At 38.6% G+C, this 21,567-nt stretch carries 16 protein-coding genes; 8 read left to right on the forward strand and 8 right to left on the reverse strand.

All coding sequences use genetic code 11. The annotated features are described in order from the left end of the window. Nucleotides 1-54 precede the first annotated feature (54 nt). The 4 genes from BT999_RS07800 to BT999_RS07815 all read left to right on the forward strand — a co-directional run bounded on the left by BT999_RS07800 (nt 55) and on the right by BT999_RS07815 (nt 5,788). Nucleotides 55-2,163 carry an HD-GYP domain-containing protein gene (locus tag BT999_RS07800; RefSeq protein ID WP_072697219.1) on the forward strand — a complete coding sequence of 703 codons (2,109 nt, stop codon included), beginning with the start codon at nt 55-57 and terminating at the stop codon, nt 2,161-2,163. A 270-nt stretch (nt 2,164-2,433) separates the two neighbouring features. Then, the gene (gene ftsH, locus BT999_RS07805) at nt 2,434-4,413 is read left to right on the forward strand and encodes an ATP-dependent zinc metalloprotease FtsH (protein ID WP_072697220.1); all 1,980 of its coding nucleotides are present in this window, start codon (nt 2,434-2,436) and stop codon (nt 4,411-4,413) included. 148 nt (nt 4,414-4,561) lie between these two features. Continuing rightward, a complete protein-coding gene (folP, locus tag BT999_RS07810; protein ID WP_072697221.1) occupies nt 4,562-5,377 on the forward strand; it encodes a dihydropteroate synthase in 816 nt (271 codons plus the stop codon). Between the two features lie 72 nt (nt 5,378-5,449). After that, nucleotides 5,450-5,788, forward strand: coding sequence for a hypothetical protein (locus BT999_RS07815; RefSeq protein ID WP_072697222.1), 339 nt, complete (start codon nt 5,450-5,452; stop codon nt 5,786-5,788). Between the two features lie 140 nt (nt 5,789-5,928). Here the strand turns inward: BT999_RS07815 and BT999_RS07820 are convergent, their stop codons facing one another. Continuing rightward, on the reverse strand, nt 5,929-8,931 hold the full coding sequence (locus BT999_RS07820; protein ID WP_072697223.1) for an AIR synthase-related protein: 3,003 nt from the start codon (nt 8,929-8,931) through the stop codon (nt 5,929-5,931). A 357-nt stretch (nt 8,932-9,288) separates the two neighbouring features. Here BT999_RS07820 and BT999_RS07825 point away from each other — a divergent pair, with 357 nt between their 5' ends. From BT999_RS07825 to BT999_RS07840, 4 genes are all read left to right on the forward strand, one after another. Further along, nucleotides 9,289-10,182: an iron-sulfur cluster-binding protein gene (locus BT999_RS07825; RefSeq protein ID WP_342741874.1), complete on the forward strand. Its 894-nt coding sequence runs from the start codon at nt 9,289-9,291 to the stop codon at nt 10,180-10,182. A 1-nt stretch (nt 10,183) separates the two neighbouring features. Next, entirely contained in the window at nt 10,184-11,095 is a 912-nt protein-coding gene (locus tag BT999_RS07830; RefSeq protein ID WP_072697225.1) for a dihydroorotate dehydrogenase, read from the forward strand. Nucleotides 11,096-11,215: 120 nt separating this feature from the next. Continuing rightward, nucleotides 11,216-14,371 carry an efflux RND transporter permease subunit gene (locus tag BT999_RS07835; RefSeq protein ID WP_072697226.1) on the forward strand — a complete coding sequence of 1,052 codons (3,156 nt, stop codon included), beginning with the start codon at nt 11,216-11,218 and terminating at the stop codon, nt 14,369-14,371. 181 nt (nt 14,372-14,552) lie between these two features. Then, complete coding sequence (locus BT999_RS07840; protein ID WP_072697227.1) at nt 14,553-14,969, forward strand: C-GCAxxG-C-C family protein; 417 nt, start codon at nt 14,553-14,555, stop codon at nt 14,967-14,969. Between the two features lie 93 nt (nt 14,970-15,062). On the opposite strand, the gene BT999_RS07845 is transcribed toward BT999_RS07840, so the two are convergent. From BT999_RS07845 to BT999_RS07875, 7 genes are all read right to left on the reverse strand, one after another. Further along, nucleotides 15,063-16,457 (reverse strand): ankyrin repeat domain-containing protein, encoded by a 1,395-nt coding sequence (locus BT999_RS07845; protein WP_072697228.1) that lies wholly within the window; start codon nt 16,455-16,457, stop codon nt 15,063-15,065. A 127-nt stretch (nt 16,458-16,584) separates the two neighbouring features. Beyond that, nucleotides 16,585-17,616: an HlyD family efflux transporter periplasmic adaptor subunit gene (locus BT999_RS07850; protein ID WP_072697229.1), complete on the reverse strand. Its 1,032-nt coding sequence runs from the start codon at nt 17,614-17,616 to the stop codon at nt 16,585-16,587. Between the two features lie 9 nt (nt 17,617-17,625). Further along, nucleotides 17,626-17,964 (reverse strand): YtcA family lipoprotein, encoded by a 339-nt coding sequence (locus BT999_RS12730; RefSeq protein WP_084650647.1) that lies wholly within the window; start codon nt 17,962-17,964, stop codon nt 17,626-17,628. Nucleotides 17,965-17,998: 34 nt separating this feature from the next. After that, nucleotides 17,999-19,075, reverse strand: coding sequence for a murein hydrolase activator EnvC family protein (locus BT999_RS07860; RefSeq protein WP_178139334.1), 1,077 nt, complete (start codon nt 19,073-19,075; stop codon nt 17,999-18,001). Nucleotides 19,076-19,157: 82 nt separating this feature from the next. After that, nucleotides 19,158-19,850 carry an endonuclease III domain-containing protein gene (locus BT999_RS07865; RefSeq protein WP_072697231.1) on the reverse strand — a complete coding sequence of 231 codons (693 nt, stop codon included), beginning with the start codon at nt 19,848-19,850 and terminating at the stop codon, nt 19,158-19,160. 30 nt (nt 19,851-19,880) lie between these two features. Next, nucleotides 19,881-20,792, reverse strand: coding sequence for a 50S ribosomal protein L11 methyltransferase (locus tag BT999_RS07870; protein WP_072697232.1), 912 nt, complete (start codon nt 20,790-20,792; stop codon nt 19,881-19,883). Between the two features lie 54 nt (nt 20,793-20,846). Continuing rightward, nucleotides 20,847-21,317 carry a 23S rRNA (pseudouridine(1915)-N(3))-methyltransferase RlmH gene (locus tag BT999_RS07875; RefSeq protein WP_072697233.1) on the reverse strand — a complete coding sequence of 157 codons (471 nt, stop codon included), beginning with the start codon at nt 21,315-21,317 and terminating at the stop codon, nt 20,847-20,849. Nucleotides 21,318-21,567 lie beyond the last annotated feature (250 nt).

Here is a 21,567-nt window from a genome sequence, read left to right on the forward strand (position 1 = left end):
TTTAACGATAAGATATTTAATATAAACAAAGAGCATTATAGCGGAGAAAGTAAAATGTCAGAAAATGTTGCAGGCATGACCGTAGATAAAAAGAGTGTTAAAATGACTTCACGTCCGGGCTTGGTTTGGTTCGGAGTTATCATTATTTTAAGTATGGTGGCGGCATCTTTCGTGGCTGCTTATATCCATATCGGAAACTACAAATCTGATCAAGAAAAACAGTTAAAACAACGTGTTGTGTTGTTTACTGATGGTCGTGCATATAGTTCCGGCGATTGGATTAAGCGTATTGTTGAAGCGGCCGCAGTTTTAATTAATTCAGATACTTTCAAAATTTTTGCAGCAGAAGTTGATCAATATCAGGGTAATATAATAGATTTATTGATTGCTACGCCTAAAGCCGATACTTCCGATTCTGATTCTAGCCAACTTTCCGGTCAACTTCCATATTTGCGTTCTTTGTTAGATGACTTTGTAAAGCTTCAAGGTTTTAACTCTGCTCGGATTATGAACGCTAAAGCACAAATTTATCTTTCTACTGACCCTTCTGACCCCAAAAATATTGTCTTGCTTGAAAAACTGGCAGGCGAAGTTTTAAAAGACGGAAAAATGAGAATTTCGCCTATTAGAAAAGGGGAAAACGGCTTAATGGTCGATTTTCTTTTTCCCATGGTTTCCGACCAGTTTGACAACACACACCCAAAAACAGTTTCTATTTTAATTCTTACCAAAGATATGGGTTCAAAAATATCTGATTGGCTTGCCTCTTCATCTTATAGTGAAGATAAAGACATGCAGACTTTTTTGGTTCAACGTTATAATAATAGTTTTTCCTTTGTTAATGCCAAGGGTGATATCTCTGACTTATCAAGCTCTCCGCTGACCAGTGATTCCCTCTTACCATTTGAAGTAAGACCTAACCTCTATGGGACAGACAAGGTTTATTCTTTAGGACAATTTGTCGGAGAAAAAGACGCTGCTCCTGAGTGGTGGATTGTAGCTGAGTTTAGTGAAAAAATATTTACAACTGCGATTGCTCAAACTGTTGCTACTACTTACAGTATGGCGGGGCTTTTTTCTTTAGTTGTTCTTTTTATGGGCGGAATGGCTTGGTGGTGGCTGATTGGAAGCGATCAAAAGAAGATTGCCGGACAACTCTCTGAGTTATATAATGTTATTGAAACTCAAAAAAGATTGCTTGACGGAATAAACGCAAGTATCTCAGACCCGATATCGTTTTCTGATGCCAACGGTATTTACCGTTATGTTAACCCGGCTTTTGCCAAGGCTGTTGGACGTGAACCTCAAACGATTATTGGTCTTGATGCTGCGGCTATTTTTGGGTTTGATACGGCAAAACGCTTAAACGTTGCTGATCATCAGGCTTTATTAACAGGCGAGGTAATAACAACTCAAGAAACTCTTTGGCTTTTATCTCAGCGTTATTATTTCCAGATTTCCAAATCGCCGTTGCGAGATGAAAATACAAGAGAAATTATTGGTATTGTTGCTGTATTTAGAGATATTACCAAATTGCTTGAAGCACAAGAACACTCAAGACGTATGGTTCAACAAACCATTGATGCTTTGGTCAGGGCGATAGAAGAGTCAGATACTTTCTTGGGCGGACATTCTCGCTTAATGGGTAGTGTGGCTTCCGTAGTCGGAAAGGCGATGAATCTTTCCGAACCTGATATGGCAACAATTGAAGCGGCCGCTAACCTTTCACAGGTTGGTAAGATGTTTGTTCCAAGAGAAATCTTGACTAAACAGGGTGCTTTAACGCCTGAAGAAAAAGCCAGAATGGAACAACACGTTGAATATGCTAAAGAAATATTAAAAGATATTGAGTTCGATTTGCCTGTTGTTGAAGCAATTTATCAAATGCACGAACGACTTGACGGAAAGGGTTATCCTCGTGGCTTAAACGGAGGAAACATAGGTATTCATGCCCGTATTTTGGCAATTGCCAATACCTTTACGGCTATGGCAAGACCAAGATCTTATCGTTCGGCTATTCCTGTTAGTGATGTAATCTCCTTTTTAGAAGCACATCCGGAAAGCTATGATATTAATATTGTATCGGTTCTAAAAGATATATTAAAAACACCAACCGGTGAACGTATAGCTCAGATGATGGCAACATCTAAAGTTAATTCATAATATCGTTATAACAGCTTATATTGGGGGGCAAACGCCCCTCAAATTTTTAATTACTTTTGTTTACAATTATAACCGGTATTGTTAAAATAAAAAAACAGTCAGATTTGGTAATTGTCAAATTTTTTTTCTTAGGTTATCTATAGTTAATTATTACAAAGAATATTCACAAATAATATTATTTGTATAAAATATGAATACTTTTATTTTTACGGTCTCTTAATTTACTCACTGCGTTGAGAGGCTTTTTGTTTATGCAGGTGGAGGCATATCTTGAATCAAACTTCTCGTAACTTTTTCTTCTCTGTAGCTTTTCTGTTGCTAATTATTGTCTTGTTTCAAACTTTTAACCAGCCACAAGATTCACCGGATAAAATTGATTATAGTGCTTTTATAGAGAAAGTTGAACAAAAGGATATTACCAGTGTGGTTATCCAAGGGCAAAAGCTCACAGGCGAGGGAATAGACAACAAAAAATTCCAAAGCTATGCACCTATTGACCCTAAAATGGTAGAACGCTTTTTTGCCAATAAATTGCGTATTAAAGCAGAGCCCGTCGAAGATTCCGCTTGGTATAGCATTTTTATCTCTTGGTTGCCGATGTTGATTTTTATCGGTATCTGGATCTATTTTATTCGCCAGATGCAGGGCGGCGGCGGAAAGGCTATGTCTTTCGGGCGTTCTCGTGCCAGACTTTTAAACCAAGAAACGCCTAAGGTTACTTTTAAAGATGTTGCCGGGGTTGATGAAGCAAAAGAAGAACTCTCTGAAGTAGTTGATTTTCTTTCAAATCCTAAAAAATATACTCGCCTTGGTGGAAGAATTCCTAAAGGTATCTTGCTTGTTGGTCCTCCGGGAACGGGTAAAACTCTTTTAGCCAGAGCCGTCGCCGGCGAGGCGGGCGTTCCTTTCTTTTCTATTTCCGGTTCTGACTTCGTAGAAATGTTTGTCGGGGTTGGGGCTTCGAGAGTTAGAGATTTATTTGTTCAAGGTAAAAAAAATGCACCTTGTATTATTTTTATAGATGAAATTGATGCGGTCGGTCGTCAGCGTGGAGCCGGTTTAGGCGGCGGACACGACGAACGTGAACAAACCTTAAACCAACTTTTGGTTGAGATGGACGGTTTTGAATCTAACGAAGGCGTTATCTTGATAGCGGCAACAAACCGCCCAGATGTTTTGGATCAAGCCTTATTGAGACCGGGACGTTTTGACCGTCAGGTTGTTGTTCCCGTGCCTGACCTTCAAGGTCGTCTTACAATCTTCCAAGTTTACGGAAAGAAAACCAAATTGGCGAGTGATGTTGATCTTGATATTCTTGCCAGAGGAACTCCGGGTTTTTCCGGTGCTGATATTGAAAACTTAGTAAACGAAGCTGCTTTAAATGCCGCTAAGTTAAACAAAGATTTAGTTTATATGGACGATTTTGAAAGTGCAAAAGATAAAGTAATTATGGGTAAAGAACGTCGTAGCCTGTTTATGACAGAAGAAGAACGAAAAACTACTGCATATCACGAATCAGGACACGCACTTATCGGAAAACTTCTCCCTTACGGCGATCCTTTGCATAAAGTTACGATTATTCCTCGTGGGCGGGCTTTGGGTTTAACTATGAACCTGCCTGAACGTGATGTTTTAACCAGACGTAGAGAATATTTTGAAAACTCAATGGTAATGATTTTAGGTGGACGTGCCGCTGAATTAATAGTTTTTAACCAACTTACGACCGGAGCCTCAAACGACATTGTTCAAGTTACTAAAATGGCTAGAAAAATGGTTTGCGATTGGGGAATGAGTGATGCTATCGGTCCTGTTTTTGTGAGTGATAACGATGGTGGCGAAGTCTTTATCGGGCGTGATTGGGGACAAATGCGTCATGTTAGCGACGAAACCGCTCGTTTGATCGACGCTGAGATTAAACGTATGATTACTGTTGCGGCTGAACAAGCTGAACGCCTTTTAAGAGAGAACAGAGACGTGCTTGATCGTATGGCTACTGCGTTGTTAGAGCGTGAAACTTTGACTTCCTCCGAAGTAGACATTATTATTAAAAACGAAGATCTTCCTCCGCTGATCTTAAATGAAGGGAAACAACCAGCTCAACCAGATGAAAAAACTAACGATAATGACAACAATAAACCTGATACAACCCAGAAACCAGCAGAGTTTAGACTAGAAGATGCCCCTGCTGATCAAAGCACAAATTCGCAGGAAAATGTGAAAAAAACTGAAGAGAAATCTGAGGATAAGTAAAGGGCATTACAGTTTCATGGAATGGTTAACAAATAAAGGTTTCAATTTATTACTTCAAGAAGGGAGATGGCATTGCCATTTCCCCTTTTTGAATTCGTCAGATTTGGATTTTGCAACAGCTCAAAAGCAACGTTGCAAGCATTTGATCATGGGCATTGTCAACGTTACTCCGGATTCGTTTTCAGACGGCGGTTCTTATTTTGAGTTAGACAAAGCGAAAGAGCATGTCTTGGAACTTTGTGAACAAAATGTTGATATTTTAGATATAGGGGCAGAAAGCACCAGGCCTTTTGCGACTCCCGTTTCTGTTGATGATGAAATTGAACGCCTGAAACCTCTATTAAGTTTTATTCAAGCACAAAGGCAAGACCCAGAGTCTGTGTTAAAAGATATTCCCGTTTCAATTGATACTTTTAAAGCAAAAACCGCAGAATTTGTAATCGCCTGTGATGCGGAAATTATTAATGATGTCTCAGGCGGGGTTTTTGATAGTGAAATGAAAAATGTTTTGGCGGAACAAAAACCGGCATATATTTTGGGGCATAGTCCGAAAAAACCTCAAGAGATGCAAAAACGTCCTTCATACCAAAATGTTGTGGAAGAAATATTGAGTTTTTTTGAAACACAAATGAATTTATTAGTTCAAGCCGGTCTTCCCGAAACTCATATTGCCCTTGACCCTTGTTTTGGTTTTGGAAAAAATTTAGAACATAACATAGCAATTTTTAAAGCTATTCCTAGATTTATGAGTTTAAAGCGTCCGCTTGTCGTGGGCTTGTCTCGAAAGGCAATGTTGCGTCAACTTTTAGCCCATGAAAGTTTGCATAAAGAAACAATGGATAAAGCGACTCAAATAGCCCTTTCGCTTATTTTTGAACGTTGTGTGGGTGATGGTGTGATAATTCATAGGGTGCATAATGTGCTTGGTGCGGCTCAAGCCTTTCAGCTTAGTTCGCAGTTATAGTTTATCACTAAGAACCAAGATTGACTTTTTATAAAAACAGCATAACATTTGCCTTGTCGTAAAGGGTTATGCATGTTCATTTCATTGATTTTGCTTGGAGATTTTCAGATGAGTAAAGAAAAAATAAACCCCGGGGAAGAGTGTCCTTTTTGTTTAACTACTACTGCAAGGGGTTCTGTTGTTTGTTCCGCTTGTGGGGCAGCTAGACAGTATGACGTATATGGCTTTGTGGGTGGACTAATAAAGCTGGCAGGAGTTGTTGCCGTAATTTGTTTGTTGGTAGGGGCATTTGCTATTTTCTTTAGCGATAACAAAATACTTCCATTTTTAATAATGGTAGTCCCTTTAATCATTGTTACACTTTTACGTCGTAAGTTTGGCACTTATGGGTGGGTTCGCCATATGCCCTAGAGCAAACTAATTTGAAGACAGCTGTCTTTCGGATTTGTGCCATTTTCTTGATTAAGTCAGACACTAATATAAAACAAAACGCCCTTTACAAAGTTTAGCTTGCTCTGGGCGTTTTAATTGTATTAATTTAATTTTTTAATTTACCAATTTAGCGTTTGCTTAAAGGCTTTTGCCAATTGTTCAACTTCAAGGTTAATTAAGGCGTTCATATCGCTTTTTACGATAAAGTTAGACTTTGTTACTTTACCGATTTTAGCGAAATATTGCCCTGCAAAGAGAGCTTCAAAGGCTTTGGCGTTTTCAGGTTTCACGCTTACCAAAAGGCGGCTGGCACTTTCGCTATAGAGCATTTCGCCTTTTGTCTCGCACCCCATACACGGCATAAGAGCAATATTGACATCTACGCCTAAACGTCCGCCAACAGCCATTTCTGCCAAGGCTACGCCGAGTCCTCCGTCAGAGAGGTCGTGGGCTGCTGTTACCAAGCCTTTTTGAATGGCTTGATACAAACTTTCATAACGTTGTTTTGCACTTAACAAATCAACTTCAGGTACTACGCCTTCTTTAAAGCCGAGTTCGGAAGCAACTTCAGAACCGGCAAGTTCACGTTTCGTCAGACCCAAAATATAAATAGAGTCATCAGCTTGCTTAAAGTCGCTAGTAACCGCCTTGTTTACATCATCAATAATACCCAAGACAGAAAACAATACCGTCGGAGGAATTGATATTTTTTGTCCGCCGCCCATGTAATCGTTTTTCATTGAGTCTTTACCCGAAACACAAGGAACGCTAAAGCCAAGACAAAAATCTCTTAACGCCTCGTTTGCTCTTACAAGTTGGGCAAGTTTATACTGTCCGTCTGGCGTACGTTCGCTTTCAACAGGATCACACCAACAAAAGTTATCTACGCCGGCGAGCTGATCGGGTTTTGCACCCACAGCAACAGCATTACGCACCGCTTCGTCAATAGCGTTTGCCATCATCCAATAGCTATCATAATCGCTAAATTTTGGACAAATTCCGTTGGAAATAACCATTCCTTTTGTTTCAGCAAGCACAGGACGCACAACAGCCGCATCAGCCGGGGCATCTCTTTTTACTCCGACCAAAGGTTTAACGACGCTTCCGCCTTTTACTTCATGGTCATATTGGCGAATCATGTATTCTTTACTACAAATATTTAAACGCCCAAGTAGATTGAGCAGTAAATCATTATGCGAAACTTTGCCCATAGTCAGACATTTTACACACATTTCGGAATCAATACTTTTTGGCTTTTCCCAAGTGGCTTTTAATTTAAGCTGTGGAACTCCGTCATGCATAAATGCCATTTGCAACTTGGCAACTTTTTTATCGTTAAATGAAACTTCAAAGTAACCGGAATCGGTAAATTCACCGAGGCTGGTTGCTTCAACGTCCATTTGTTGGGCTAATTTCAAAAATTCTTTCAGTTTAGTTTGAGGAACCGCTAAAGTCATGCGTTCTTGAGCCTCTGAAAGTAAAATCTCCCAAGGTTTGAGTCCGTCATATTTTAATGGTGCGTTTGCCAAGTTTAATTTACAGCCGCCCGTATCTCCTGCCATTTCACCTACGGAAGAGGATAAACCGCCTGCTCCGTTATCGGTTATGGCGTTATATAAGCCCATATTTCTGGCTTTTATTATAAAATCATACATTTTGCGTTGTACAATCGGGTCGCCAATTTGTACGGCGGTTGCCGGTGAACCTTCGTGAAGCTCTTCCGAAGAAAAGGTTGCACCGTGAATTCCGTCTTTGCCTATACGTCCGCCTACCATCACAATGGCATCACCCACCAAAGCTTTTTTATAATGCCCGGGTTGTCCATTTAAAGTTTTTGGCATTATTCCGATAGTTCCACAATAAACCAAGGGTTTTCCGAGATAACGCTCGTCAAAAACCACAGCTCCGTTTACGGTTGGAATTCCACTTTTGTTTCCGCCGTGTTCAACGCCTTCTCTTACGCCCTCCATTACTCTTCTTGGGTGTAAAAGGCGAGGAGGCAATTCACCTTTGTAAAAAGGCGAGGCGAAACAAAAAACATCAGTATTACAGATAAGCTCTGCACCCATTCCTGTTCCCATCGGGTCGCGGTTTACGCCGACAATACCGGTTAAAGCTCCACCATATGGGTCAAGAGCAGAGGGGGAGTTATGAGTTTCTACTTTAATACATAAGTCATAATCGTCGTTAAAGGCGACTACCCCTGCGTTATCTTTAAACACGGAACGACAATAATCGTTTTTCCCGAGTCTTTCTCTAATTTGTTTTGTAGTGTTTTGAATACAGCTTTTATAAAGGCTGTTAATATTGCGTTTTGTGCCGTTTTCTTTATCTTCATATTCTATAAAAGCCGAAAAGATTTTATGTTTACAATGTTCTGACCAAGTTTGAGCTAAAACTTCAATTTCGGCATCAGTTGGATCAAGAGGCAGTCTGTCGTTTTTGCGTTGTTCTTTTACTTCGGGGTTGGCGTAATATGCTTTAATCGCTTTTAATTCTTCTAAAGAAAGAGCCAACGTATTGCTACGACTAAAGTTCATTAATTCCGCATCATTCATTTTTGAAAATTCAATAGTAACAACTTCGTCGCTGGGGTTGCCTGTTACTTGTGCGGCTTTTGCTTCAAAACCGGGGGTTTTATTCCATTCTTCTTTGCTTTTTAGGGAATAACGCTGAATTAATTCGTTGCAAAAAAGTTTTTCTGCGATTTTTTGAATTTCTTCTTTGGTTATTTTATGTTCCGGTGTTGAAAAAAAGTGATATTGATTTGAGGCATAAACCTGTATTTTATTGCGTGGAACGCCTAAAACCATAGCGAGGGTTTCTTTTGCAGTACGCCCTTCGTTATCGGTTACTCCGGGGCGAAATCCGACTTCAAGCACCCAATCGGCATCATAATTATAAGGTTTTAAAGAAGCCTCTTGTAAAACAGTATCATGTAACATAGCTTCTTTTTTGATCTTTTCCGCTACGTTATTTTCAACGCCTTCGATAGTATAAACTTTTACCAAGCGTGCATCTTTTATTTTTATACCAAGAGCTTTATCAACAGATAAAGCAGCTTTTTTCCCCATAACATCTTCAACGCCGTTTTTTGTGCCTAATTCTAAACGCCAGAGCATAATCTTCCTCCAAGGTGGATAATAAACCTAAATATATTTGAATTATATTTAAAATATATAAAATAAACTCGCACTATACTTTTAAGATAACGTATTTATAGTGTATAAAAAGTAAAAAAGATAAAAATTTACTTAGTGTTTCTGTTTGCTTTAAACTTAATAAGATTATTCTCGTACTTTGCCAAGCTTGTTTTTTCGATTTATGTAAAAAAAACTGACTTGCTAAGTTGGGCATTGCTTGATAAATGGAGTAAACAAATGTTAACGAAAGAGTGTAATTTATATATTATATGTCTTTTTGATTAAGCACTTTAAATATAATATTTAGCAATATAAATGACATATTGATTAGGACGAATGATGAACACACAAGCTTGTCAAGAATTAAAAGTTTTAGATTTGGTACAGTTTGGTCAAAATAGTGGGGGTGCCAAGTTTTTTGCCTTGCGTCTTTCTAGCCCCCTTCAGGGAACCCAGCCTCAGGGAACCTCATCTCAGGCAAATCAGCCTCAGGCGGGTAATGTTTGGGAAAAATGGAAACCCGGGCAATTTGTTATGTTACGCCCCGTTAATTGGGGTTTTGAGCTTGTTACCGCACGCCCTTTTAGTATAAGCACTTTAAATGATAATAGTTTGACTGTTTTTATTCAAGTTTTGGGGCGTGGAACCGAGCGACTTCTCGACTTAAAAATCGGTGATGCAGTAACGGTTTGGGGCCCTTTAGGTACGGGCTTTGCCACAGAGCCGAATACGTCAACCCTTATTTTAGCGGGTGGCGTCGGTTTAGCTCCTTTTGTCGGATATATTCGCCAACACCCAACCCCAAATAAAATACGTCTTGAGTTTTGCCATCGCTTGCCCGTAACTTGTTATCCCTTTGATACTCTTGCGGAAAAGGTTCATGCGGATAGCCACCAAGAATTAAGCGTTGAAGACAGAGAACCGATTTTTAAACACTTGGAAGATATTATTCAAAGTTATGCGGCTAATAACGGGCTTATTTTAGCTTGTGGGCCTACGCCGTTTTTAAAACGTATTCAAGAGTTGGCAAGTAAATATAAGGCTCGTTGTCAACTTTCAGTAGAAACACGTATGGCTTGCGGAGTCGGAGCTTGTCTTGGTTGTGTTGTTGAAGCAACAGGAAAAGGCAAGATTCAAACGGAAACCGGAAAACTTCAAGCGTGTATGCACGGCCCTGTTTTTTGGGCTGATGAAATTGATTTTAACCCTAAGAATGGTGAGGCGTTGTAAAATGGACTTACAAGTAAAATTACCTTTTTTAACGCTTAAAAACCCTATTTTGAGTGCTTCGGGAACTTTTGGTTATGGGCTTGAATTTAATAAATATGGTGATATAAGCGAACTTGGCGGAGTTATCGTTAAGGGGCTTTCTTTAAAACCACGCCCCGGAAACCCAATGCCACGTATTGCCGAAAGTGCTTGCGGAATGCTAAATGCAATAGGTTTGCAAAATTGCGGGGTCGAGGCTTTTATCAATAAAAAGTTAAAATATTTGCCTTATAACGAAGTTCCGATTATCGCAAATATTTATGCAAATTCAGAATCAGATTTTTCGGAACTTGCTGATATTTTGGCAAGGGAAGAAGGAATCGCCGCTATTGAAGTAAATATTTCCTGCCCTAATGTTCACGAGGGCGGAATTTTATTTGGTCAAGACCCGGTTCAGGCGGCGAAAGTAACAGCCGCCGTTAAGAAAAAAGCCGGCGAAAAACCGGTTATTGTAAAACTTTCACCAAACGTTACCGATATTACCGTAATCGCTCGTGCCGTTGAAGATGCCGGTGCGGATATAATTTCTTGTATAAATACTTTATCGGGAATGGCGGTTGATCTAAAAACTCGTAAACCTCGCCTTGCCAATATCATTGGTGGTTTATCCGGTCCTGCGATTAAGCCTGTTGCCCTGCGTTGTGTTTGGCAGGTTTGCAAGGCTGTGAAAATTCCTGTTATTGCTATAGGCGGAATAGTTACGGCGGAAGATGTTCTTGAATTTATTATGGTTGGTGCATCAGCCGTACAAATCGGAACTGCTAACTTTATGCGCCCTGATTTAATATTTGGTTTACCCAAACAAGTTAAAACTTTGGGGGAAAGCCTTGGCTTAAGCTCTTTGGCAGAATTGAGAAACAGCCTTAGTGTTTAATTTTGTATAAGAGAATTTTTTTAACTTAATAGCTGATGAATTAATTGTTTTAAGCTTTATGGTTTCATTTTTCGTTAAAACATAATTTTATATATGCTTTAAAAATGATAAGAGAATAAAATGGCAAAGTTTTTTATTGAGCGTCCTATTTTTGCATGGGTTATCGCAATTTCTATTATGCTTGTTGGGGTTTTGGCTATTTATAACTTACCCGTTGCCCAATATCCAAATATTGCACCGCCAACGATTGAAATTAATGCCTATTATCCGGGGGCTTCGGCTCAAACCGTTGGTGATACTGTTGTTCAGGTGATTGAACAGCAAATGAACGGGCTTGATAACCTTCAGTATATGTCATCAACCAGTGATTCAAGCGGTGAGGCAAAGGTTACTTTAACTTTTAAAGCCGGTACAAACGCTGATATTGCTCAAGTTCAGGTGCAAAATAAACTTCAACTTGCTATGCCCCTATTACCGTCTCAGGTTCAACAACAAGGAATTCGTGTAAGTAAAGCGGCCTCAAGTTTTTTATTGGTTATTGGTTTTGTTTCTGTTGATAACAGCATGGACGGCTTTGATTTGGCTGATTATGTTATATCAAACGTTAAAGACCCTCTTTCTCGAGTCAACGGGGTGGGTGATGTTACGGTTTTTGGTTCTCAATATGCCATGCGTATTTGGCTTAACCCTGATAAATTAGCAAGTTACAGTTTGATGCCGAGTGATGTGGAACAAGCTGTTTTAGCTCAAAACGCTCAAGTTTCTGCCGGACAATTAGGTGGTGCCCCTGCGGTTAAAGGGCAACAGCTTAACGTTACTATTACGGCTCAAACAAAATTGCAAACTGTTGATGAATTTAAAAATATTATTCTTAGAGTTAACCCCGATGGTTCGACTGTCTTTCTTAAAGATGTGGCGAGGGTTGAAATCGGTGCAGAAAGCTATGATGTTCTTACACGCTTTGATAATGCACCGGCAACCGGTATGGCAATCAGGCTTGCTGCGGGTGCAAACGCTTTAAATACGGCTGATGCAGTAAGAGACAAGCTAGACGAGATGAAAAAGTTTTTTCCTCACGGAATGGAAATTGTTACTGTTTTAGATACAACGCCGTTTGTAAGAATCGCAATTAATGAAGTTGTTAAAACATTGTTGGAAGCAATTGTTTTGGTTTTCTTAGTTATGTATTTGTTTTTACAAAACTTTAGGGCGACTTTAATTCCTACTTTAGCTGTTCCCGTTGTTTTACTCGGTACTTTTGCTGTTTTGGCGGCTTTTGGATTTTCGATCAATACATTAACCATGTTTGCGATGGTACTTGCTATTGGACTTTTGGTCGATGATGCCATTGTTGTTGTTGAAAACGTTGAACGGATTATGTCGGAAGAAGGTTTATCGCCCAAAGAGGCAACCAAAAAATCTATGGGTCAGATTACCGGAGCTTTAGTCGGTGTTGCCATGGTTTTAACCACAGTATTTATACCGATGGCATTTTTTAGCGGTTCAACGGGGATAATTTATAAACAGTTTTCTATTACCATTGTTGCGGCTATGGTTCTTTCGGTTATTGTTGCGATTGTTTTTACGCCTGCCTTGTGTGCAACCATGTTAAAACCGACTAAAAAGGGTCATGGTTACGCCACAACGGGATTTTTTGGCGTGTTTAACCGCTATTTTGATGCTTTTAACAGGGTCTATATTCGTATTGTTGGCGGAATGTTTCCTCGTTGGGTACGTTCTTTGGGGCTTTATCTTGTGATTATTGGTGCTTTATCCGTCCTTTTTATACGCCTGCCCACTTCGTTTTTACCGGAAGAAGACCAAGGCTTTTTATTTACTTTGGTTATTTTACCTTCGGGTTCTACCCAAGAACATACGGCAAGAGTTTTGGAACAGGTATCTAGCCATTATCTTACGGCAGAAAAAGATGCCGTAGCATCAGCCTTATCGGTTAACGGTTTTAGCTTTGCCGGTAACGGACAAAGCATGGGCATGGTCTTTGTGCGTTTAAAAGACTGGAGCGAACGCAAAAGTCCTGAGCTTAGTGCTGCTGCTGTGGCTGGGCGAGTTAATATGAATCTTTCTCAAATAAAAGATGCTATGGTGTATTCTGTTCCGCCTCCGGCTATTATGGAACTTAGCCATGCAACCGGTTTTACTCTCGAGTTGCAAGATCGTGCTTCTTTGGGGCATGAAGAGCTCGTTAAGGCTTGGAGAATGCTTAAGGAGCTTATTGAAGAAGACGCTCGTATTAAAAAGAAAAACGGAGAGGCTCCGATTATTGGCGGTATTCGTAGAAACGGACAAGATGATACGTCTCAATACAGTATTAATGTTGATGTTCAAAAAGCCGGAGCTTTTGGTTTGTCTCTCGGTGATATTAACCATACTATAGGGTCAGCTCTTGGCGGAAACTATATTAACGATTTCTTGGACAGAGGGCGGACAAAAAAAGTATTTATGCAAGCTGATGCTCCGTTTCGTATGTTGCCGGAAGACCTAAATAAATGGTATGTGCGTAATATGAAAGGCGATATGGTGGCGTTTCCTTCTTTTGCGTCTACTGCGTGGGGTTATGGACCGCCACGTCTTGAGCGTTATAACGGTTTTCCTGCCATGCAAATTGAAGGTGGGGCGACTCCGGGCTTTAGTTCCGGTATTGCTATGCTCACAATGGAAAAATTTGTAAAACAATTGCCAAATGGTATAGGCTTTGAATGGACAGGTATGTCTTTTGAAGAAAAAAATGCGGGAGCTCAAGCCCCGATGCTTTATGCGATTTCTTTAATCTTCGTATTTTTATGTTTAGCCGCCTTATATGAAAGTTGGTCAATTCCTCTTGCGGTTATGTTGGTTGTTCCGCTTGGGGTATTCGGCTCGGTTTTGGCAATGACTTTAAGAGGGCTTAGTAACGACGTTTATTTCCAAGTTGGCTTGTTGACAACAGTTGGTTTATCGGCAAAGAACGCTATTTTGATTGTTGAATTTGCCAAAGAACTGTTTGAACAAGGACGTAGCTTGAGCGAAGCCGCTTTAGAAGCCGCCAGAATGCGCTTACGCCCGATTTTAATGACCTCTTTTGCCTTTATGCTTGGGGTTTTACCGCTTGTTATAAGTTCAGGAGCAGGTTCAGGAGCTCAAAATGCCCTCGGAACAGGTGTTTTTGGCGGTATGCTCTCGGCGACTGTTTTGGCGATTTTCTTTGTACCGTTGTTCTTTGTCTTGGTTGAAAAGTTATTTGATCCAAAACTAAGAGATAAAGAAAACACAGATTAGCCTAAAAATTATGATATTATAACAACACCCAAAGTTTACAATAAATTTTTGGGTGTTGTTTTTTTTACTTGTTAGCAATATGTTTTTTACTTATGTTTGAAAAAAATATGATAAAAGAACACAATACAAGTTTCTGACAAATTTAAAATGTTATTAACGACAAGCACATAGGATATATAAAATGCCAATAATAGAGATTGCGGAAAAAGTTCACCGGTTATATTGGGACGTTGATATGAATTGTGCAAGAACAACAATGAGTTGCTTGAGTGAACTGTTTGATCTTAAAATAGATAAACAAACAATGAATGCGGCTATTGGGCTGCATGGAGCGGGATGTTTCAGGGCTCAATGCGGTTTAGTTGAAGGTGCATTAATGTTTATTGGGATCTATTTATCTGAAAAAGGGAAAACAGATCAAGAAATTTCACAAGCTTGTTATCTTTTTGCTAAACAATTTACAGATAAGTTTGGCTCTCTACGTTGTTTTGACTTGCGACCAAACGGATTTACAGAAAATGACCCTCCACACGCTTGTGAGTCTTTGAGCGTTGAGAGTATTTTTAACACATATCAGTTTATCAGACACTTGCCATAAGATATAAAAAAAACTTGCGTTATATTAAGAGAACAAAAATATAATTTAATGAAAGCCGGAATATATTAAAAAACGGCTTTGTAAAAATAAGTTTTAAAACTTAGCCCCGGCTTTAATTAACTCTTCTATTGCATATTTGTTATTTTTTATTTTGGCTATAGCTAAAGCTGTGTTACCATATTTATCTTTAGCGTTTATATCAGCACCCGCTTTGAGGAGTTCTGGAATCATTATTTCTGGGTTTGAAGCATTTACATTCATTAAAGCCGTCACTCCATCTTTATTTTTAGCATTAACATCAGCCCCGGCTTTTATAAGGGCTGTTACTGCATCATGATGCTGGTTCAAGGTAGCTGACATCAAAGCCGTGTTGTCATATTTGTCTTTAACGTTTACGTCAACTCCGACTTTAAGGAGTTCTAATATTATTTCAGAATTGGCAAATCCATAAGTCGCCGTCATCAGGACAGTCTGACCTAAGTTGTTTGTAGCGTGCACATCAGCCCCGTTCTTAAGAAGCTCTTTGAAAATGTTGGGGTTTGAGTTAAGTTGAACAGCGTACATCAAAGCTGTCCTGCCAGTATCATATTTAGCACTTGCATTAACCTCAGAGCCGGCTTTTATAAGTGCTGTGATCACTGGAGGATATGAGTTGTGTTCAGATGCATACATTAAAGCCGTCTTACCAAATCCATCTTTAGCATTAACATCAGCACCGAGTTTAAGGAGTTCTTCAATAATAACTGTGTTTGGGTTCTCATAGGCTGCAGACATCAAAGCAGTTATATTTCCGTCCTTTCCCGCATTGACATCAGCTCCTGCTTTAACAAGCTCTTTTAATGCATCAGGGCTTGAGCGTTTTCCGGAAGCAATCACCAAGGCCGTTATACCTCTCTTGCCTTCAGCATTAACATCAGCGCCTGCTTTGATAAGTTCTTTAATTACAGCATCGTTTGAGCTAGGCGAAGTGTTATTAACTGCCATCATTAAAGGTGTGCTACCCGTTTTATCTTTGGCATTAACATTAGCTCCAGCTTTAATCAGCTCTTTGATAACGTCAGGATCGGAATGATATTGAGCAGGAGTCATTAAAGCAGTTATACCTTTATTGTTTGCAGCATTCACATCAGCCCCGCCTCTAATAAGTTCCTTGATAATAGGAAGATTGGAAGTGTTTAGAGTCATATTTATTAAAGCAGTGTTATTATTTTCGTCTCTAGCATTAACATCAGCTCCGGCTTTAATAAGGGCTGTTACTACAGCAGAATTTTTATTGCGTACAGCAAAAAACATCAAAGGTCTATCCACCTTGCCAAATCTATCTCTAGCGTTTAAATCAGCCCCGTTTTTTATAGCTTTTTCAACTTCTTCCAAAGTGCCTGTTTCACACAATCGCAAAAACTCTGAATTATCAATAGTAAAAGCCACAACAGAAAATAAAAGATTTAAAAATAATGCAGAAACTAGAATTAGAACACGTTTCAACATGATACAACTCTCAAAAATGGTTAAATGTTAAAAAATAATATGCTATAAAAAATTGCTATTTCATTTTGATTTTCAATCAGCTTTTTATTTTGTTACTTCAGTCTTCTTCTATCTTGACTGTTATCTTTTACTTTTCCGGGTGGATAATTACTGAAGCTGATCCACCGACTCGCATAAGTTCAAGCGGGGGGTCTTTTATTAAAATTCTGACAGGAAATTTTTGTGCGACTCTAACCCAGTTAAGAGAACGAGAAACACGAGGTAAACCGATTTCATCTGTTTTATATGTTTCGGGAAGTACGCCCCAATCAATGCTTTGCACAATACCTTTTAAGGGGTGATTGTTGTTGGTCATAACATAAACGGTAACAGGGTCGTTGGGCTGTATATTTTTTAGTTCTGTTTCTCTGAAATTGGCGATAACATACCAGTTATTGGTGTTTATCAAGGTAAACACAGGTTGAGCGATGTTAACGTATTCACCTACCGCAATTTTTATATTGCCGACTTTTCCGTCAAAAGGGGCGATAATTTGAGTATCTTTTAATCTTTTTTGAGCCGCTTTTAAATCTATTCTGGCTGTTTCAAGTTGAGCTTCAAGAGTGTTGCGTCCCGTATCTGTTTCTTTTTTATTTTTTGTACCGCTTGCTAAGGCTCGTTGATAAACCAACTCTGCCTCTTTTTTGTTTTTTTGAGCTTCTTGTACGCTTTCTTTGGTTACTAACCCTTGTTCATTGAGAATTTCTTGGCGAACTAAGTGTTCATTGGCAAGCTTTAAGTTGACTAACGCCTTTTCTATACTGATTAGAGAACCGTAATTTGTTTGTACGCTTGAGTTTTGAGCTTCGTTTGCCAACAACAACTGTTCTTCTAGGGTAGCAAGTTGAGATTTTGCCTGTGCTACTTTAAGTTCATAGATTTCAGAGTTGAGGCTGAACAATAATTGCCCTTTTTGAACCAATTGATTGTTTTCAATAAAAATTTCTTTTACGCTTCCGCTAACCTCTGGCGAAACAGTGATTGTTTCTGCCCAAATATAGGCATCATCGGTACGCGGGTTTTTAGTTGTATACCAAAAAACATAGCCTGCCAAAATAACAGCCAAAACAATAATAAAAATCGATAAGCTGTGTCCGATTTTTTCTTTTGAACCAAACATTATATATTCCTAAAAAACAAATTGTGTTAAGATATCAGTAAAAACAAGTAACCATGCCAAAAAAATATAAGCTAAAGCCATAGCAAAATAAACCAGAACCCGCATTTTTAAATATTGATCAATTTTTAAAAAAATCAATAGCTTGCGAGAAAGCGCCGTGGCAATAATGCCAAAAACGATGCAATATAGCCAAGCCGGAAAAAAAGAACCAAAAAAGTTTTGCGTCGGTGCAAGATTGCAACCGCCTAAACAGATCAAAGATACGCAAAGTATAATATATTTTTTAGACTGCAAAAAGTTTATCTTTAAGTTTTTTGCAGTTGTTTTTAATCTTTTTATTATATTCATAAGAAACACTGTTGTTGATTGTGAAAAATTCAAGTTATTTACACCATTGTGCCGGATTGATTGTTTTTTGATGAGAGCGTAATTCAAAATATAAACCGGGTCCGTTAATATCCGGGTAATAGCCCGTTCGACCTATTGTTTGTCCTCTTTTTACTTCGTCGCCAACGTTTACTTTGCTCTCGCTTAAATAAGCATAAAGCGTATAATAAGCCCCGTTGTGCATTAAAATTACAACTCGTCCAAAGCCTCGTAAAAGATCCTCATGCACGACTTTTCCGTAAGCGATGGCACTTACCTCTGCTTTATCTTTCGTGGAAAGACCAACGCCACGCACGGGAGGAGAGGCATTAGGGTTAAAAGCTTTGACCAATTTTCCTTGTACGGGCCAATTAAGCTTGTCTTTAAGATTTTCTAGCGAGCCTTGTTCGGCGACGTTTTCGATTTTAATGTTTAAATCTTTGATTAAATCTAAAACATCATCAAGTTCGGCTTCGGTTGTCTTTTTTTCTTTACGCAACTCGGCTATTTTGTTTTTAAACTTAATTTGGCTTTTTAAAAGCTTATTTTTATCAATATTAACCAAACGCAATTGTTTTTTTGCCTCAGCCGCCAAACTTTCTCGTTTACCTAAGGTCTCGGCGATTTCCTGTGCCTTTGCAACAAGTTCTTGTTTTTGTGTATTTAAAAGAGAAAAAAGCTCTTTACTCCAACTATATTCACGCTCTGAAACATGCCAGTCAGGCAGGTCTTTAAAACCGACGGCTTCTTCCTTGCTTGCTAGATCCCAAAGTAAACGCAACGTTTCTTGCATTGCCCGTTCGATTTTTTTTTGTTCATTTAAAAGACGTTGATAGTCTTTTTTAACATCATCTTCGGCAACACTTAAAGTCGCCAGTTTTTTTTCGGCTTCTTCAAGGTTTTTGTTTAAAGCGAACATTTCTTTTTCTGTGGCTGCCAAGTCTTGGCTAATATTTTTTTCTTCTCCGATTAAGCGTGAGATTTTTTCTCGGCGTTCTTTGGCTTTTTTTTCTTCCGCTTGTAGGGCTTTTTTTAAATTTGCCCCGCTTGGAGCGGCTAAGGTTTCCTTTATATCACAAGCTGTTATAGTCAAAATAAAAACACAAAAGCATAGCGCAAGCCATAACTTATATGGTTTACTCTTTTCAAAAACTAAAGGTTTTATTGATAAGTTGTTAAATAAAAGGTTCATGTTCCAAAAAGCTCTTTAAAGGACAAGTTTCACAGCGAGGTTTAGTTTTTAAACAATAATCTTTTGCAACCTGAACGATAAGGGCATGATAATCACTGTATAATTTTGTATCCAAAGGTAACACGTCAGTAAAAAAGGTTTGTAAATCTAAATAATTAATTTCGCTTTCCACTAAAGCGTGGCGAGAAAAAACTCTTGCTGTATAAGCATCTATCACAAAAGCCGGCTGATTTAAAGCATAAAGTAAAACCGTATCTGCTGTTTCGTTGCCAATTCCTGAAATTTTAAGAAGCTTTTCTCTTAATTCTTCGTGTAAATATTCATTAAGATAGAATAAATTGGTGTCGGAAAAATCAACTTTTGCCAATAAACTCTCTTGTTTTAAAAAAGTCAAAAAGTTTTTTATGCGTTTTGTTTTAACTCGAAAAAAGCCGGCTGGTTTGATTAACTCTGCTAGTTCAGCTTCGGAGAGTTCAAACATCAACTTTGGGTTTAAACATTGTTGGTCTTTTAAATTTTTAATCGCTTTTTCAACATTTGTCCAAGCCGTATTTTGAGTTAAAATCGCCCCAATAGAAACTTCAAAGGGGCTGTCGGCTCGCCACCAAGTTTTTGTGCCAAAATGTGCATTTAAAGCTTCATAATATGCCAGCAGTTTTTTTTCTCGCTCGCTCATTTATATATCCTGTGCAGTTTTTGACTTTGTTTATTTTACAAAAAGTAAAGATGCCCAATCGGCTTCTGTTTGAATTTCAGGGGCGTTTAGCCCTTCTTTTTTATAAACTTCGGCGACGGCTTCGGCTTGAGTTTTTAAAATGCCCGATAATATTAAAATTCCACCTTTTTTCAATTGTTTTACAATATGAGGTGAGAGCATTTTTAAAGGTTCAGCCAAAATATTAGCAAAAATCAAATCAAATTCTTCTGTTACAGGACTTTCGCCGTCATATTCTCCGTCTCCGACTTCGGGATTATCCGTTGTAAATTTTGGACCAAGACTACCACGACGAATTTCTATTTTAGATTCAACGTGGTTTAACCCTGCGTTTTCTAAGGCGTTTTCAATCGCCATTATATCAATATCTAAAGCTAAACCGCTTAAACCTTGGCTTGCTGCTCCGATTGCCAAAATTCCGGAACCAGTTCCCAAATCTAAAAAGCGTTGTCCTGTTTTAACTTTTCCTTCTTCCAATAAGCGAGAAAAAGCCTTTAAACAAAGAGCTGTCGTTGCGTGATGCCCTGTTCCGAATGCAGTTTTTGGTTCAATCACAATAGCGAAACGTCCGTTTTTTGTTGCCTCTTCTTTTTCTTTTTCCATCCAAGGAGCTAAAACAATAAAATGTTTTCCGCAAATCACGGGCGTAAAAAATTCCTTCCATGCTTCGATCCAGTTGGTTTGAGGCACTGTTGATTTTTCGAGCTTTATTTGGGGCATATCTTTGGTGATTTTATCAATTAATTCTTGTGCGGCATTTTTGCTGTCGAAATGTAAAACACATTTGCTGATCTCGCCTAATTCTTGTTCTTCCCAACCGCAACGTAATTCAGCGGAAAGATAAGCAGTCAGCAAATCAACATCTTCTGTTTTAGTTGTTAACTCAATACGAGTAAGTTCCATCGATTTATCCTTTATATTTCAATTTTTTATTATTTATTTCGAGCAAGGCAAGTGTTATACGTGATGATAAGGGCTTTTTCGTAAAATTGCATCAGCCCTGTAAAGCTGTTCCAAAAAAAATACTCTTGCCAACTCGTGTGGCAGGGTCATTTTACTTAAACTTATAGTATATTTCGCCTGTTTTTTAACAGCCTCAGACAATCCGAAAGCCCCGCCAATAATAAAAGTTGGGCAAAAACTCTGGTTTTCGCTGATTTGTTCTAAAAAATTAGCAAAAGCTTCCGAGGTAAATTCTTTACCTTTTTCATCAAGACAAATCACAATATCAGAACTTTTTAAACAAGCCAAAATATTTTGACCTTCTTGTTTTATCGCTTCCGCTACCGGAAGTTTTGGATCAGCGTCTTTAGGGTTAACTTCTTCAAAACTTAAATGGTGTTGAATACGCCATAAATAGTGTTTTGCCGCTTCTTTGAAAAAGGGTGTTTTTAATTTCCCAATTGCAATCAGACGTATTTTCTTCAAATATAACTCCGAAATCCATATTATTTAATATTAATGTAATTTAAAAAACTTTTTTAAGTGTATACTTTGTCAAAAACTTTTACAAGCTTGGACTCCGCTTTAATTGTGTGATTTACCTTTTCTCTAATTAAATTGAGTAAACTTGACAGCCTCTCAACATCAGCCTAAAAATGATGCTTCAAGGGTTCTACCCCAAAGCCACAAGTCCACAGTGTTCTTATCAAAATACATATTTCTTAAAAAGGCAGTT

Source organism: Desulfovibrio litoralis DSM 11393, from assembly GCF_900143255.1.
In the GTDB taxonomy this organism is placed as follows: Bacteria; Desulfobacterota; Desulfovibrionia; order Desulfovibrionales; family Desulfovibrionaceae; genus Frigididesulfovibrio_A; species Frigididesulfovibrio_A litoralis.

Bases quoted from the DNA above. Each gene is read 5' to 3' on its own strand.
- BT999_RS07845 (WP_072697228.1), bottom strand. From the start codon at position 16,457: ATGTTGAAACGTGTTCTAATTCTAGTTTCTGCATTATTTTTAAATCTT.
- BT999_RS07815 (WP_072697222.1), top strand. From the start codon at position 5,450: ATGTTCATTTCATTGATTTTGCTTGGAGATTTTCAGATGAGTAAAGAA.
- BT999_RS07825 (WP_342741874.1), top strand. From the start codon at position 9,289: ATGATGAACACACAAGCTTGTCAAGAATTAAAAGTTTTAGATTTGGTA.
- BT999_RS07870 (WP_072697232.1), bottom strand. From the start codon at position 20,792: ATGGAACTTACTCGTATTGAGTTAACAACTAAAACAGAAGATGTTGAT.
- BT999_RS07840 (WP_072697227.1), top strand. From the start codon at position 14,553: ATGCCAATAATAGAGATTGCGGAAAAAGTTCACCGGTTATATTGGGAC.
- BT999_RS07865 (WP_072697231.1), bottom strand. From the start codon at position 19,850: ATGAGCGAGCGAGAAAAAAAACTGCTGGCATATTATGAAGCTTTAAAT.
- BT999_RS12730 (WP_084650647.1), bottom strand. From the start codon at position 17,964: ATGAATATAATAAAAAGATTAAAAACAACTGCAAAAAACTTAAAGATA.
- BT999_RS07800 (WP_072697219.1), top strand. From the start codon at position 55: ATGTCAGAAAATGTTGCAGGCATGACCGTAGATAAAAAGAGTGTTAAA.
- folP (WP_072697221.1), top strand. From the start codon at position 4,562: ATGGGCATTGTCAACGTTACTCCGGATTCGTTTTCAGACGGCGGTTCT.
- BT999_RS07830 (WP_072697225.1), top strand. From the start codon at position 10,184: ATGGACTTACAAGTAAAATTACCTTTTTTAACGCTTAAAAACCCTATT.
- BT999_RS07850 (WP_072697229.1), bottom strand. From the start codon at position 17,616: ATGTTTGGTTCAAAAGAAAAAATCGGACACAGCTTATCGATTTTTATT.
- BT999_RS07835 (WP_072697226.1), top strand. From the start codon at position 11,216: ATGGCAAAGTTTTTTATTGAGCGTCCTATTTTTGCATGGGTTATCGCA.
- BT999_RS07820 (WP_072697223.1), bottom strand. From the start codon at position 8,931: ATGCTCTGGCGTTTAGAATTAGGCACAAAAAACGGCGTTGAAGATGTT.